The organism is Longilinea arvoryzae, assembly GCF_001050235.1.
Classification (GTDB): Bacteria; Chloroflexota; Anaerolineae; order Anaerolineales; family Anaerolineaceae; genus Longilinea; species Longilinea arvoryzae.
Map to the genome: position 1 here is coordinate 2212718 of NZ_DF967972.1, position 14697 is coordinate 2227414.

The 14697-nt window shown below is 57.8% G+C and carries 13 protein-coding genes and 1 pseudogene; all 14 read left to right on the forward strand.

Annotated features, from left to right (window positions below; translation table 11 throughout):
* The first annotated feature begins 1 nt into the window (after position 1).
* Positions 2 to 970 carry an ABC transporter permease gene (locus LARV_RS09815; protein WP_075073473.1) on the forward strand — a complete coding sequence of 323 codons (969 nt, stop codon included), beginning with the start codon at positions 2 to 4 and terminating at the stop codon, positions 968 to 970.
* A 106-nt stretch (positions 971 to 1076) separates the two neighbouring features.
* On the forward strand, positions 1077 to 2327 hold the full coding sequence (gene thrC / locus LARV_RS09820; protein WP_075073474.1) for a threonine synthase: 1251 nt from the start codon (positions 1077 to 1079) through the stop codon (positions 2325 to 2327).
* Between the two features lie 42 nt (positions 2328 to 2369).
* The gene (locus LARV_RS09825; RefSeq protein WP_083522473.1) at positions 2370 to 3320 is read left to right on the forward strand and encodes a glycosyltransferase family 2 protein; all 951 of its coding nucleotides are present in this window, start codon (positions 2370 to 2372) and stop codon (positions 3318 to 3320) included.
* Between the two features lie 42 nt (positions 3321 to 3362).
* The gene (locus LARV_RS09830) at positions 3363 to 4808 is read left to right on the forward strand and encodes a pyridoxal-phosphate dependent enzyme (protein ID WP_236709950.1); all 1446 of its coding nucleotides are present in this window, start codon (positions 3363 to 3365) and stop codon (positions 4806 to 4808) included.
* Between the two features lie 60 nt (positions 4809 to 4868).
* Entirely contained in the window at positions 4869 to 5462 is a 594-nt protein-coding gene (locus LARV_RS09835; RefSeq protein ID WP_075073477.1) for a hypothetical protein, read from the forward strand.
* A gap of 1 nt (position 5463) precedes the next feature.
* Complete coding sequence (gene hydA / locus LARV_RS09840) at positions 5464 to 6918, forward strand: dihydropyrimidinase (protein WP_172797832.1); 1455 nt, start codon at positions 5464 to 5466, stop codon at positions 6916 to 6918.
* Positions 6919 to 6921: 3 nt separating this feature from the next.
* Entirely contained in the window at positions 6922 to 8529 is a 1608-nt protein-coding gene (locus LARV_RS09845; protein ID WP_075073478.1) for a hypothetical protein, read from the forward strand.
* Positions 8529 to 9113, forward strand: coding sequence for a hypothetical protein (locus LARV_RS09850; RefSeq protein ID WP_075073479.1), 585 nt, complete (start codon positions 8529 to 8531; stop codon positions 9111 to 9113). The genes LARV_RS09845 and LARV_RS09850 overlap by 1 nt, the downstream gene beginning before the upstream one ends.
* Positions 9110 to 10504, forward strand: coding sequence for a proton-conducting transporter transmembrane domain-containing protein (locus tag LARV_RS09855; RefSeq protein ID WP_075073480.1), 1395 nt, complete (start codon positions 9110 to 9112; stop codon positions 10502 to 10504). Before LARV_RS09850 ends, LARV_RS09855 begins: the two co-directional genes overlap by 4 nt.
* 56 nt (positions 10505 to 10560) lie before the next feature.
* Positions 10561 to 11739 carry a coiled-coil domain-containing protein gene (locus LARV_RS09860; protein WP_075073481.1) on the forward strand — a complete coding sequence of 393 codons (1179 nt, stop codon included), beginning with the start codon at positions 10561 to 10563 and terminating at the stop codon, positions 11737 to 11739.
* A gap of 8 nt (positions 11740 to 11747) precedes the next feature.
* Positions 11748 to 13655, forward strand: coding sequence for a selenocysteine-specific translation elongation factor (gene selB / locus LARV_RS09865; protein WP_075073482.1), 1908 nt, complete (start codon positions 11748 to 11750; stop codon positions 13653 to 13655).
* A gap of 147 nt (positions 13656 to 13802) precedes the next feature.
* Positions 13803 to 14120: a 50S ribosomal protein L21 gene (rplU, locus tag LARV_RS09870; RefSeq protein ID WP_075073483.1), complete on the forward strand. Its 318-nt coding sequence runs from the start codon at positions 13803 to 13805 to the stop codon at positions 14118 to 14120.
* A 5-nt stretch (positions 14121 to 14125) separates the two neighbouring features.
* Entirely contained in the window at positions 14126 to 14407 is a 282-nt protein-coding gene (gene rpmA / locus LARV_RS09875) for a 50S ribosomal protein L27 (RefSeq protein WP_075073484.1), read from the forward strand.
* Positions 14408 to 14485: 78 nt separating this feature from the next.
* Positions 14486 to 14695: pseudogene (rpmE, locus tag LARV_RS20690) on the forward strand (50S ribosomal protein L31); the annotation flags it as partial.
* Positions 14696 to 14697: the final 2 nt, after the last annotated feature.

Here is a 14697-nt window from a genome sequence, read left to right on the forward strand (position 1 = left end):
CGTGGACCTTATCATCATATTACAGGCAGGCGTCGCTTCAGGTACGGTACTCCTCTTTGCCACCCTGGGTGGTATTTTCAACGAACGTTCCGGCGTTCAGAACCTGGGCATGGAAGGCATGATGCTGATGGGGGCCGTGGCTGCCATGAGCATGACCGTCAAGACGGGAAATCCCTGGCTGGGCGTGTTGTTTGGCATGCTGGCCGGAGGGCTGCTCTCGATGGTGCATGCATTCATCTGCATCACGTTGCAGGCTGACCAGGTGGTCAGCGGTCTTGCGCTCGGTTTCCTGGGCACCGGCTTGAGTCTGGTGTTGGGCGAAGGCCTGAGCAAGGCGGGCGTGATCGCGCTGATGCCCGTCCTCACCATCCCGTTGCTCACGAAAATCCCGATCATCGGGTCGGTCTTTTTCACCAACCAGTCCATCCTGGTTTACTTCGGTTATTTGCTCACCCCACTGGCTTCGTATTACATCTATAAGACCCGGCCGGGCATGCACCTTCGCGCAGTCGGCGAATATCCGGCCGCAGCGGATGCTTTAGGCATCAATGTATACGGTTTACGCTATTTCTACACCTTCGTGGGCGGTTTGCTGGCCGGGCTCGCGGGCGCGACAATCAGCCTGGCGATTTCACCGGGTTGGTTCAGCGAGCTCACCACCGCCGGTCAGGGCTGGATCGCCATCGGTTTGATCATCTTCGCCCAGTGGGATCCAATGCGCGGTGCTCTGGGAGCCTACATTTTCGGCGCGTTGCGCCGCCTGATCCTGGACATTCAGGGACCGACGACCCTGTTGGGATTGGCAAACCCGTTCTACTATAATCCCTACCTGGGTTTCTTCCTGCAAATGATACCCTATGCCTTTACCATCATCGTGCTGGTCATCGGATCTCAGGAAGCCAACCGCAAGCGCCTCGGCGCCCCGGCAGCCCTGAACATCCCGTTTGTGCGCGGCGAGCGCGGCGCGTAAGGTTCGCGCCAGCCAGGATGGATCACCCTTCTTTCGGATAAACGTAGCCAATCGAACGCCTCAGAGATCATTGAGCGCATCCATCGAAAAGGAGTCATTGTATAACATGGGAGATTTTATTGGATATCGTTGTTCCATTTGCCAGGCCGAATATCCGCCCACCCAGGTCATGTACACCTGCCCGAAAGACGGCGGTAATCTGGACGTTGTGCTGGATATCAAACACCTGAAGCAGAAATATCACACTTCTGACATCACCAGCCGGACAGAAGCATCCTTGTGGCGCTATTTACCGCTGCTGCCGGTGCCCTTCCCGCATGCCGAGGGCACAACTCTGGGAGCCGCCGGTTATACGCCCATTTACAAGCCGCAGAAACTGGCGGAACGGTTGGGCATGACCCGGCTATGGGTGAAAGATGAAAGCCGCAATCCGACCGCCTCATTTAAAGACCGGGCCAGTGCCATCGTCGTCGCGCGCGCCATTCAGATTGGCGCTCCGGTGGTGGTAACGGCATCGACCGGCAATGCCGGGGCCGCATTGGCCGGTATGGCGGCAGCCGTCGGTCAAAAAGCGGTCATTCTGGCGCCGCGCAGCGCTCCGCCGGCCAAGGTGGCGCAATTGCTGGTCTACGGCGCGCAGGTGATTCTGGTGGACGGCAACTACGACGAGGCTTTCGACCTGGCGATTCAGGCCGCCCAGGAATTCGGCTGGTACTGCCGGAACACGGGCTACAACCCCTTTACCCTCGAGGGAAAGAAAACCGCCGCATTCGAAATCTGGGACCAGCTCCAACTGGCCAATACCACCGCGGTCGGCCGCCCCTTGACCGTATTCGTCTCGGTGGGGGATGGCAATATCATCTCCGGCATTCACAAAGGTTTCAAAGACCTGGAAGAACTGGGCTGGCTGGGTCAGATGCCGCGTTTGATTGGCGTCCAGGCGCAGGGTTCTGCGGCTGTGGCGCATGCCTTCCACGCCGGCAGCGAAATCATCGAACCCGTGCAGGCGCAGACGATCGCCGACAGCATCTCGGTTGATCTGCCGCGCGACGGTGTGCGCGCGGTGCGCGCCGCCCGCCAGACCGGCGGAACCTACATCACCGTCAGCGACGCTGAAATTCTGACCGCCATTGCCGACCTGGGGCAGGTGGGAATTTTCGCCGAACCCGCCGGCGCAACGGCCATGGCCGGCCTGAAGAAGGCCCTCGTGGATGGCGTGGTGAAACCGGATGATCCCGTCCTGGTGATGAACACCGGAAGCGGTTTGAAGGATGTCCGCGCTGCGATGCAGGCCGTGCACGCAGCGCCGGTGATCGAACCCAGCATGGAAGCGTTGAAAAAACATCTCGCCGGCTAAGAATGATAGACGGCTACATCCAAGCTTTCTGGAGGTGTGAATTTGAGTAGTGAACAACCCGTTTTCTCAGTGGTTGCCCCTGTCTTCAACGAAGAAGGAAGCCTGATGGAATTCTACCGGCGGATGCAGGCGGTCCTGGAATCAACCGGCGAGAACTGGGAACTGATCCTGGTGGATGATGGTTCATCGGACGGCTCGACGGGGATCATTCGCCAGCTGGCTGCCGAGGATGAGCATGTGCGGCCGGTGATTTTTGCCCGCAACTTCGGCCATCAAATCGCCGTCACCGCGGGTCTGGATTACTCCCACGGACAGGCCGTGACGGTCATCGATTCGGATCTGCAGGATCCACCGGAAGTGGTTTTGGACCTGATCGCCAAATGGCGCGAAGGTTACGAAGTGGTTTTTGCCGTGCGCACCGAACGGGAAGGCGAAACGGCCTTCAAGCTCTGGACTGCCTCGCTGTTCTATCACCTCATCTACAAGATCACCGAGGTCAAGATTCCGATGGACACAGGCGATTTTCGCCTGATGGACCGGCGGGTGGTGAACGTGATGAACCGCATGCGCGAGCACAACCGTTTTCTGCGCGGCATGTCGGCCTGGGTCGGCTTCAAACAGGTTGGCGTGCCGTACAAGCGCATGGCCCGCTTTGCGGGGAGCACGAAGTATCCCTTCAAGAAGATGCTCAAGCTGGCCATGACGGCCATCACGGGCTTTTCGTTCATGCCCCTGCAATTCGCAACCGTGATGGGCTTTATCTCCGCCGGGTTGAGCCTGATCGCGGCAATCGTAGTCATCATTTTGCGCGCCACGACCGGCGCGGTTTTCCTGGGACAGGCTTCGACATTGATTGCGGTGTTATTCCTGGGGGGCATCCAATTGATCTCGCTCGGAATTTTGGGTGAGTACATCGGTCGGATTTATGATGAAGCAAAAGGTCGTCCATTGTATATCGTGCGTGAATCGCCAGACGACTTTTCAAAAAAATAATGTATTGAAAGGAAAAGAATGGCCAAAATCGATCTAACTGTCATGCCTGAACGTCGTGCGAAGGCAATTCGCCGGGCTCGTGAACGGAATATCGTTATCCCCACCTTTGCCCAGATGCGCGACCCATCGAAGATTCCGGCTGCTTTCAAAGCCGAGCTCAAGCAAATCGGCTTGTGGGATGTGCATCCTCGTAACCTCTTCCGCATATCCTGGAAGAACGAAGCCAAGGAATTTGGCGGCGGCTACGACGGCGTCAATTACCTCGAATTCCCGTCCAGCCTGACCGGCACCCCGGCCCGTATTATCGTAATGGTCGGCAAGTGGTTCCCCACCGGCGCTCACAAAGTTGGAGCTGCCTTTGGCTGTCTGGTGCCGCGTCTGGTGACCGGTCAGTTCGACCCGACCACCGAGAAGGCCGTGTGGCCTTCCACCGGCAACTACTGCCGCGGCGGCGCCTATGATTCGGCGCTGTTGGGCTGCGAATCGATCGCCATTTTGCCGGAAGGCATGAGCCGCGAGCGCTTCGAGTGGTTGAAGAAGATCGCCAGCGAAGTCATTGCCACTCCGGGCAGTGAATCGAACGTCAAGGAAATCTTCGATAAGTGTTGGGAACTGCGCCGCTCCGGCCAGGACCTGATGATCTTCAACCAGTTCGAAGAATTCGGCAACTACCTGTGGCATTATTCGGTCACCGGCAAAGCCTTCGAGGAAATGCTGGAACATGTCATGCGGCCGAATGATACCTTCCGGGGTTCGGTATTCACCACCGGTTCAGCCGGCACCATCGCCAGCGGCGATTACCTCAAGCAGGTCTTCCCAACCAGTAAGATCGGCGCGAGCGAAGCCCTACAGTGCCCGACCCTGCTGGCCAACGGTTTTGGCTCGCACCGCATCGAAGGCATTGGCGACAAGCATGTGCCCTGGATCCACAACGTCAAGAACACCGATGTGATTACGGCCATCGATGATAACGCGGTCGTTCATCTGCTGCGCCTGTTCAACGAACCCGTCGGCCGGGCCTACCTGGTCAAGATGGGCGTTCCCGAAGCGTTCGTCAACCAGCTTGGTCTGATGGGCTTCTCCGGCATCGCCAACGTCCTCTCGGCCATCAAGATGGCGAAATACTACGAGATGGGCGAGAACGATGTGGTCGTGACCGTACTGACCGATTCGATGCAGCTCTACGGCAGCCGGATCGATGAGATGCGGAAAGAAGAGGGCGAGTACACCGAAGCCATGGCGGCGGCTGACTTCGCTCGCTATTTGCTGGGCACCTCCACCGACAACATGCTCGAACTGAGCTATGCGGATCGCAAGCGCGTTCACAACCTGAAGTACTACACCTGGGTCGAACAGCAGGGCAAGACTTATCCTGAAATTCAGGACCAGTGGTACGACCCGAACTACTGGACGGATATCCAGAAGCAAATGGGCGAAATCGATGCCTTGATCACCGATTTCAACCACGAAGTGGGTCTGGTCAAATAATTTCGAAGAGACCATCCGGTGCGGCAATTCCGCACCGGATGGGTTTTTCAGGGGGGCGTGATGAGCATTTATCCTCCCGGTACAGCTTTGATTTTGGTGGCGGTGGTGACCGAGCCGCGCGACCTGGAAATTGCCCGCCTGTTGGGCTGGTACCGCATCCCGCTGCGCCACGCGCCCAAGGTCGTATCCGTGGATTACCTGGCCTTCTACCAGACGGGCGGTTTCGGCGAGGAGCACCACTGGCGGGTCGAAACCATTGCACCCGTGCGCGGGCACGAAATGGCAACCCGGGCTGAACTGCTGCGCAGCGAGCCGGACCACCCACGCGCGCATGAAGAATATTACAAGATGCAGCTTGGTCCACTGCAAACGCTGCCGCAACCGATCCTGGCTGGAAATTGGCGGCGCTTTACCTTCCTGTACACCACGGGAGAATTGTTGAAAAATGCGCATAGCTTAATCGACCTGGTGGTGCGCTCGGAAGAACGCAACCTCCTGTGGCGCTCGCTGCGTGAACGTGCATTGAAGGAAGGAACTTATCAGGCGGATGAATTGCCGGATGAAGCAGTAGAGCCGGCCCTGCTGGCGCTGTTGGGGGATGTGAAGGGCCTGCAGGAGGAAAAAGGGGGGTATGAGGTCGAGGAAAACTGGTAAAATGGCAGAACCATTCGCCAAGGAGACTTCGATGAGCAATTTATTGATAAAGAATGGAACGTTGATTACCGCTGCTGAAACATTTCAGGCGGATATCCTGGTTGAAGGTGAAAAAATCGCCCAGATTGGGCCGGAGCTGACGGCGCCAGCCAATGCCGAGGTGGTGGATGCCGGCGGCAAGCTGGTCATGCCGGGCGGCGTGGATGTGCATACCCATTTCAGCCTGCCCATGGCCGGCACGATCAGCTCGGACGACCACTATACCGGTCATAAAGGCGCCGCGTTTGGCGGCACGACCACGGCCATCGATTTCGTTTCCCAGGATACCAGCCCGCTGCTGGCCAATATCGAGGCTGCGCATGTCAATGCCGATCCTAAGGCAGCCATCGATTTTGGCTTTCATATGAATATTACCCATTTCGACGATCAGGTGGCGGCCGAGATCGGGCAGTTGCCCGCCGCCGGTGTCACCAGCGTCAAAGTGTTTACGGCTTACAACGGCCGGCTGCGCCTCTCGGATGGTGAGATTTTTAAAGTGCTGCGGTTAGCCCGCCAACACGGCCTGCTGACCATGGTCCACGCCGAGAACGGCGATGTCATCGAAACGCTGGTGGCTGAGGCATTGACTGCCGGGCACACCGCTCCGGAATGGCATTCGCTGACCCGCCCGTCCTGGGGCGCAGTCGAAGCCACCCTGCGCACAGCCGCTCTGGCGGCTCAGGCGGAGGCGCCGGTTTACATTGTCCACATGAACGTGGGCGGCGAGGTGGATCAGGTAGCCTACGCCCGGGCGCACGGTATTCAGGTGATGGCCGAAACCTGCCCTCAATATTTATTCTTTACCATCGACAACCTGCGTGGGCCAGACGGCGCCAAGTGGGTTTGTTCGCCGCCCATGCGCAGCGCGGCCGACAATGCCCGCTTATGGACGGGTATCGCTGACGGCACCCTGCAGGTGATGGCAACCGACCACTGTCCCTTCTTTTTCGACGGCCGCAAGCCGATTCTCTACGAAGGCAAAGAGGTTGCCATTCCGGGCAAGGAACTTGGCAACGGAAATTTCACGCTCGTCCCGAACGGTTTGCCGGGGGTCGGTGACCGGATGCCCATCCTGTGGACGTATGGGGTGCGCAGTGGCAGAATCACACCCAATCAGTTTGTGGCGTTGACCTCGACCAACCCCGCGCGGATTTTCGGCATGTATCCGCGTAAAGGCACCCTGATGCCGGGCGCGGATGCGGATATTGTCATCTGGGATCCGGAACGCAGGCTGAAATATGGGGTGGCGCATGCCCAACACCGCACCGATTACAACCTTTACGAGGGTTGGGAGTTGGTGGGCTACCCCGAACGGGTTTATCTGCGCGGAAATTTGATCGTCGAAAACGAAACCTGGTACGGGAAACCCGGAATGGGGCGGTTCATCCACCGCAAGGCATTTGGGGATATACTGTAAAGAATGCCTTCCTGGGTTATTCTGATCCCGCTGCTGCTTCCGATCGCTGCGGCGCTGGCGATTTTTGTTCTGGAGCGCTTCCGGCCGAATTTCGGGCTGGCATGGTTGATGGCCATACTGGCTTCGACGATCGACTGGGGGCTGCTGCTCGTTCTGCGCCTCCGCACGCCGGCCCCGTTGCAGGTGGCGGATTGGCTGCCGTTTACAGTTCAGATGGATGACCGGCTGCTGTTGCAGGTGGATGGGATTTCCTGGCCTCTGGCCTTCAGCCTGGCAACCCTGCTGATGGCTGTTATTCTCACGGCTCCGGTCCGTCTGGGCCAGAAGAGTTACCCCATCGCCTGGGCCAGCAACCTGTTCATCACGGCCATGGGAATGGTGGGCGTCCTCTCCGGAAATTTGATCACCCTGCTGCTGGTCTGGTCCCTGATCGATTTCGTCGAACTGGTGGTGATGCTGCGAACCGTGAACGAACCGCGCCTGAACACGCAGGTCGTCGTCGCTTTCATCGTGCGCGTGTCCGGAACCATCGTCGCGCTGTCGGCTTTCATCGTTGGTAAGAATCTCGACCTCACGTCTGAGGTCAGCCCATTTCCACAGGCCAGCATTCTATTACTGGTAGCGGCCGGATTGCGGTTGGGGATTTTGCCCTTGAATTTGCCTTACCGGCAGGAAATTCAAATGCGCCGCGGCGTCGGGACGCTGCTGCGAATGGCTTCCTCCGCCACCAGCCTGGTGCTGCTGGCGCGCCTGAATCCAACCCAGCTTCCGACGGGCTGGATGAATTTTCTTCTCTTCGGCACCGCCATTGGAACCCTGTACGCGGCCAGCATGTGGGCCGGAGCAACCAATGAGCTCAACGGGCGGCCGTATTGGGTTGTCGCGACGGCCGGTTTGGCAATTGCCTGTGTCATCAACGGCAGCCCGATTTCCAGCCTGGTCTGGTCGACCGCGATGATCCTGTACGGCAGCGTTCTGTTCCTTTATTCGGCCCGGGCCAGATTCTCGCTGGCTTTGCCCATCCTGGCAGCCCTGGCGATGAGCGGTTTGCCTTTTACCCCCACCGCGTACGGCTGGCCGGGGTTGCTGGGAGATACCTTCAATCTGTTCGATATGGCGATGATCCTGGCGGTGGCGCTTCTCATCGTAGGCCTGGTGCGGCACGCCATGGCCCCCGGAGAAGCCTTGAAGAATATGCAAGGCTGGATCCAGGTGGCCTATCCGCTGGGCCTGGTCCTGCTGGTCGGAAGCGGCTGGTTGATCGCTGTTATCGGTCCGGATGGCTTTTTCACCGCCGGACGCTGGCCGGCCAGTCTGGCTGCGGTTCTGCTGGCGATTGGATGGATTGCGGCCATCCTTTACCAACGACTCCTGGTCCATATGAAAGAACGCCTGGCCTGGCTGGACTCGCTTTTGCGGGCCATCGCAAGGTGGATGGTTTCCTTCTTCAGCTTTCGCTGGCTGTATTCGGTCTTACAGGATTTTATGGAATTATTGCGTAGATTGGTTAACAGCCTTTCACTCATTTTGGAGGGGGAAGGCGGTGTTTTGTGGGCGCTGGTGCTGCTGGCGCTGCTGCTCACGGTGTTGATTCCAGGGACGGGACATTGATGGAACCTTCATATAGCTGGCTTCCATTGATCCTCATCATGGCTTCGACGCTGACATTGCTGATCAGTGAGAATTGGCGTTGGAGCATCATCGCGCTGGCCGTCCAATACCTGGGGATGTTCTGGATGATCTCCTGGGAGTGGCCGCTCGGACTTGCCGCTGTAAAGCTGGTCACGGGCTGGATGGCCGGAGCCGTGCTTGGGGTATCCCAGCCGGGTTCCGCCCTGGCCGAAACCGGGATTACACGGCTGCCGGGCCGGGGTTTCAAAATTGTGACCGCATCTCTGGTCTGGGTCCTGGCATTTGCCATTGGCCCGTCTTTGAAGACGCTTTTACCGGCCGGGACCAATTATCTCCTGGGCGCGGTAATCCTGATTGGCATGGGACTTTTGCAGTTGGGCATGTCGCTGCGTCCGCTGCGGGTGATCCTCGGCCTGTTTACCGTGCTCTCAGGGTTTGAACTGTTGTATGCGTCTGTGGAAACCTCCGTCTTGGTGACCGGGCTGATTTCCGGAGTCAATCTGGGATTGGCGCTGGTGGGCGCCTATTTATTGGTGAATCAGGAACCGGAGGACGTCCAATGAACACGGTGATTCTATGGATATTCGTGCCACTGGGTGCTTCCATCGTTCTGTTGATATTCAACTGGCATACGAATATTACGCGCTGGACCGCGGCCATTCTGGCGCTGGCACTGGCGGCCGCGGCGGCGCTGACCACGTTTGGCGGTTTGGTGCAAATCGGCGGGCGGGCTTATGAACTGACCTCTTCTTTGTCCATCCTCGGCCGGCAATTGATGCTGGATAACTCGGACCGCATATTGCTGGTATTGATCTATAGTCTGGGCGCTTTCTGGTTCCTGGGCACGCCGGCAGCCGGCACACACCGTCTTTTCACACCGCTCGGGCTGGCGATCATTGCTTTGCTGGTCGCGTCGCTCGCCGTGCAACCGTTCCTTTACGCCGCATTGTTGGTCGAAATCAGTGTTTTGATGAGCATTCCGATGCTGGCTCCACCGGGTAAGCCTGCCGGCCAGGGTGTGATGCGATATTTGATCTTTCAGACGCTGGGCATGCCGTGCATTCTGCTCGGCGGGTGGGCATTGGGCGCCATCGAAACCAACCCGGCGAACGAAAATCTGCTGATCGCCGCAAGCCTCCTGCTGGCGTTGGGTGTGGCTTTCTGGCTGGCGGTTTTTCCTTTTTACACCTGGGTGCCCCTGTTGGCCGGGGAAAGCCATCCTTATGTGGCCGGTTTCCTGTTCACGTTGCTGCCAACCGTGGTCTTTTCATTGCTGCTCAGTTTTTTGGATGGCTATGCCTTTATTCGGAATTCGACCTTTCTGTTTCAGGGTCTGCAATTGGCCGGTACGATCATGGTGGCCACGGCCGGGATATGGAGCGCTTTTCAGCGCGATTTGACCCGTCTGTTCGGATATACGGCCATTTTGGAAACCGGCTTCGCGCTGCTGGCATTAAGTCTGCGCTCGGAAACCGGACTTGAATATTACGCGGGCGCTTTTTTCCCGCGCCTGATCGGATTGGGATTGTGGGCGCTGGCTCTTTCCGTTCTGGGAAGCCACGGCTTATCCTTAAAGTTCGAAGAGGAAAAACAGGCCTTTCAACGTCTGCCCATCGCCTCGACAGCCTGCGCCGTGGCCATCTTCTCCAGCGGCGGCCTGCCGTTGTTGGCCGGCTTTCCCATTCGCCAGCCCCTGTTGGCAGAGCTGGGATCCAAATCGATTCCCATGGCCATCTGGGCGCTGGTGGGCTGCGCCGGGTTGATGTTCGGCGGATTCCGGTATTTGAATGCCCTGTTCCGCCACGAACCCAAAACTGTGCACATCGAGGAAAATCGTTATCAAATCGTTTTACTCGTGACCGGCGTGGCATTGCTGGTGGTGGCGGGAGTGTTCCCGAGGCCATTCATCAGTTGGATGGTGAATATCCTGCAGGGATATGCCAACTTGTTCTGATCGACAGGCCGGATGGTATAATCCTCAAAAGTAAGTAAATCCCAGCGAGGTGTTGGATGGACCTGGAACAAGTCATCAAGCGTCTGGATTGGCTTGACGATGAACGTCGTAAAGATAAACTGATCATTGCAACGCTGGAAGAAAAAGTCAGCACGCTGGCTGGAAGTATTCCTCCGTTGTTACAACAAATCAAAGAGCAGAGTCTGGAGCTGGCGCGGTTCTCGGCCATGATGCCGCGTTTCGATCAGCTTGAAGCTCAAATTGGCCAGGCGCGGGTCGAAAACACGCGTACGTTGGAATCTGCCGAAAAGCAGCGCGTTGAACACGATCGGGATATCGATAAACAGCGCCGCACGGATATCGAAGCCTTGAATATTTCGATCGGCGAAATTCGTAAAGGTTTGGAACCGATCGAAGGATTGAAACGCGGTTTGCAGACTCGCACTGAAGAAGATTTCCGGCTCGGCCGGTTGATCGAAGAATTGGAACAAAAAGTCACCGAATCCAACCGCGGAGATGAGGATTACCGCCGCTCGCATAAATTACTGGAAGATGCCCAGCGCCAGGATACGAAACGCCTGACGGATTTGCAGGGCGAGGTGGCCGCATTGCGCAAACGGTTGGAAGAACAGCGCGGCAAATCGGATCTCAATGCCGACAGCCTGCGAAAAATCGAAATGCGGCTTTCGGAATACCAGGCGGCCGAAGGAGAACGTCGTCAGGCGCAAACCGCGTTCATCGAAAAGCAGAATTTGCTTCTGGTCGAACGCGATCGGGTTTGGAAGGACTGGAAAACGCGTTTTGAGGTCATCGAGAAATCAGCGCAAAATCTGGATGCTCAGCTTCAAACCTTGGATGCGACTCACCGTTCCATCAAGAAAGCACAGGAAGGTTTCGAAGAGATCTCCCAGCGCTTCGAACGGCGCATCAACGAAATCACCGAAATGCAGCGCCTGACGGAAGATCGTTTTCGCCAGGAATGGGTATCCTTCAAAGCGGATGACCAGAAACGCTGGACGAACTACACTCTTTCGCAGGAAGAGACCCAGCGCGAGGTTACTCGCCAGTTCGAAAAGCTGAATGAACGCCTGGTGGCGCTGGAAGATTTGTCGCAGGAATTGAATGATTTGCAGCGCCAGATCACCGAGGATACCCAGAAACGGTTGCAATCTCTGCTGTCCACAGCGCGCGATTGGGCCGAAGAATACGATAAGACCTTTGGACAAAACCGCTAGGAGGAGCAGTGCACGTCATCGGCACTGCCGGGCACGTCGATCACGGTAAGTCGGCGCTGGTAGCAGCGCTCACCGGCACACATCCTGACCGCCTGAAAGAGGAGCAGGAGCGTGAAATGACGATCGACCTGGGTTTCGCCTGGCTGACCCTGCCAGACGGCGCGCCGGTGGGAATCGTCGATGTTCCCGGGCACCGTGATTTCATCGAGAATATGCTGGCCGGAGTGGGCGGAATCGATGCGGCCTTGTTCGTCGTCGCAGCCGATGAGGGCGTCATGCCGCAAACCCGCGAACACCTGGCAATCCTCGATTTGCTGCAGGTGCAAAGCGGCGTGGTGGCGCTGACCAAAACCGACCTGGTTCAGGACGCGGATTGGCTGGACCTGGTGGAAGAGGATGTTCGCCAGGCGCTGCGCGGTTCGGTGCTGGAAAATGCCCCATTGGTGCGCGTCTCGGCGCGCAAACGCACCGGTTTGGAGGAATTGCTTAAAGCACTGTCGGATTGCCTGGCCAATACGCAGCCGCGACCCGATTTGGGACGGCCGCGTTTACCGGTCGACCGCGTTTTTTCGATTTCCGGATTCGGCACGGTGGTGACCGGCACATTGATCGACGGCTGCTTCCGGACCGGCGACGAAGTCGAAGTGCTGCCAACGGGGAAACGCGGGCGAATCCGCGGCCTGCAGACGCACAAACAGAAGGAAGAGATCGCCTTTCCGGGCAGCCGGACAGCAGTCAATATTTCCGGCGTGGACCTTCCTGAAGTACAGCGTGGGTATGTCCTGGCGATCCCTGGAAAATATCGCCCGACCCAGCGAATTGACGTGCATTTCAGGCTGCTCAAAGATGCCGCCGGCCCCCTGAAGCACAGCGCCGAGGTAAAGTTGTTCCTGGGAGCTTCCGAAGTTCTGGCGCGGGCCCGATTGCTCGGCGTGGAGCAGATCCTGCCCGGCGAACAGGGCTGGCTGCAGTTCGAACTGCGCCAACCGGTGGTCGCCGTGCGCGGAGACCGCTATATTCTACGCAGGCCGTCGCCCGGAGAAACGCTGGGTGGAGGGATTGTGGTCGACCCGCAGCCCGCCGGGAGGCATAAACGTTTCGACGCCGAGGTACTGAGAGGGTTGGACGCATTGCGGCAGGGTTCGCCCGCGGACGTACTGCTTCAGGCCAGCCTGGCGCTGGGCGCGGCCCCGCTGGCGCAGGTGGTGGCGCGTTCGCGCCTGGCCAGCAGGCAGGCGGAAGCCGCCATCGCCGAATTGATCCAGAATGGGCAACTGCAGCTTCTGGAAGAAGGCCGGCTGGAAGCGGACAGCGATTTGCTGGTCATGCCCACCGGCCTGTGGGAACAGGAAGCCAAACGCGCGTTGCAGGAGCTGGACGCCTTTCACAAGGCCTATCCCCTGCGATCCGGAATGCCGCGCGAAGCCTTGAAAAGCCGTTCGAAGATGAGCACGCGCGTGTTCAATGCCGCGCTGCATCACCTGGCCCAACTCGGTTCTGTGGTCGAACGTGGATCTGTGACGGTCCGGGCGGGATTTCAGGTGACCTTTTCGGCTCAGCAGGCAGAAAGGGTGGCGCGACTGCTGCGGCGCTTCGAGCTGGAACCCAATGCTCCGCCATCGTATAAAGATAGTATGGCCGAGGTCGGGGAGGATGTGCTGGATGTGCTGCTCGAGCGCGGCGACCTGGTGCTGGTCTCAGAGGATGTCCTGTTTCGCAAGGCGGATTATGAACGATTGGTGCAGGCGGTGATCGCCTATTTACAGGAACACGGCACATTGACGGTGGCTGAATTCCGCGATCTTTCCAACACCAGCCGAAAATACGCCCTGGCGCTGCTGGAACATCTGGATGCCGAGAAGATCACCGTGCGGGAAGGAGATTTCCGCAGGTTGCAAAACATTCCGAACCGTTGACAAAGCTCATCATAGGTTCTATAATTGGCTTCGCTCTGCCCCGGCAATCGATCGCTGGGGCGAAAAACTGCATCCCCAACTTCCCCGTTGACCAGCGTATTGATGGGCGCGGGTTGAATGGCGAAGTGAAGATTGGAGAAAAATAGTATGAAGTACGCCATCGTTGAGAGCGGCGGCAAACAGTATCGCGCCGTCGAAGGATCCACCATCGAAGTGGATCTTCTCCCGGTAGAAACCGGCAAAGAATTATCGCTCGACAAGGTCCTCTTGCTGGTGGACGGTGAGAAAGTGTCTGTTGGAACGCCCGCGGTAAAAGGCGCGCTGGTAAAGGCGTCGGTCGTGGATCATTTCAAGGGTCCCAAACTGGTCATTTTCAAGTACCAGGCCAAGAAACGTGTCCGGGTTAAGACCGGCCATCGCCAGCCATATACCCGGCTGATGATTAATAAGATCGAAGTGGAGTAGGTAAAATGGCGCATAAAAAAGGTGGTGGTTCCGTACGGAATGGCCGCGACAGCAATGCACAGCGCCTGGGCGTGAAACGCTATGCTGGCGAAGCTGTGATTTCTGGCAATATTCTAGTTCGCCAACGTGGCACCCGCATCAAACCCGGCCTGAATGTCGGCCGTGGCAGCGATGATACCCTGTTCGCGACCATCGATGGTATCGTTGTGTTCGAGACTTTACCGACCGGGCAAAAACGTGTCAACGTTCAGCCGCCCGAAGTGACCGAAACCGCGCAAGCGGCTTAGGGCTATTGGCTCTACACCGTCTTCGGTCGCCGTCGACGGAGGTGAGGGCATCCCTGAGTGGAAGGAAGGATCGTTCCGATGAAGAAGGGTATTCACCCGACTTATTATCCGGATGCCAAGGTGACCTGCGCCTGTGGCAATACATGGACCACTGGCTCGACCAAGAAAGAAATCCACACCGAAGTGTGCTCGAAATGCCACCCGTTCTTTACGGGCCAGCAGGCGCGCATTATCGATATCGAAGGACAGGTCGATCGCTTCTATAAGAAGCTGCAAGCCCGCCAGGAATT

What these genes read in the sequence shown, in the direction of transcription:
- rplU (WP_075073483.1), top strand. Translation starts at nt 13,803, where the DNA reads ATGAAGTACGCCATCGTTGAGAGCGGCGGCAAACAGTATCGCGCCGTC.
- LARV_RS09830 (WP_236709950.1), top strand. Translation starts at nt 3,363, where the DNA reads ATGCCTGAACGTCGTGCGAAGGCAATTCGCCGGGCTCGTGAACGGAAT.
- LARV_RS09835 (WP_075073477.1), top strand. Translation starts at nt 4,869, where the DNA reads ATGAGCATTTATCCTCCCGGTACAGCTTTGATTTTGGTGGCGGTGGTG.
- LARV_RS09845 (WP_075073478.1), top strand. Translation starts at nt 6,922, where the DNA reads ATGCCTTCCTGGGTTATTCTGATCCCGCTGCTGCTTCCGATCGCTGCG.
- LARV_RS09855 (WP_075073480.1), top strand. Translation starts at nt 9,110, where the DNA reads ATGAACACGGTGATTCTATGGATATTCGTGCCACTGGGTGCTTCCATC.
- LARV_RS09860 (WP_075073481.1), top strand. Translation starts at nt 10,561, where the DNA reads ATGGACCTGGAACAAGTCATCAAGCGTCTGGATTGGCTTGACGATGAA.
- rpmA (WP_075073484.1), top strand. Translation starts at nt 14,126, where the DNA reads ATGGCGCATAAAAAAGGTGGTGGTTCCGTACGGAATGGCCGCGACAGC.
- hydA (WP_172797832.1), top strand. Translation starts at nt 5,464, where the DNA reads ATGGCAGAACCATTCGCCAAGGAGACTTCGATGAGCAATTTATTGATA.
- LARV_RS09850 (WP_075073479.1), top strand. Translation starts at nt 8,529, where the DNA reads ATGGAACCTTCATATAGCTGGCTTCCATTGATCCTCATCATGGCTTCG.
- thrC (WP_075073474.1), top strand. Translation starts at nt 1,077, where the DNA reads ATGGGAGATTTTATTGGATATCGTTGTTCCATTTGCCAGGCCGAATAT.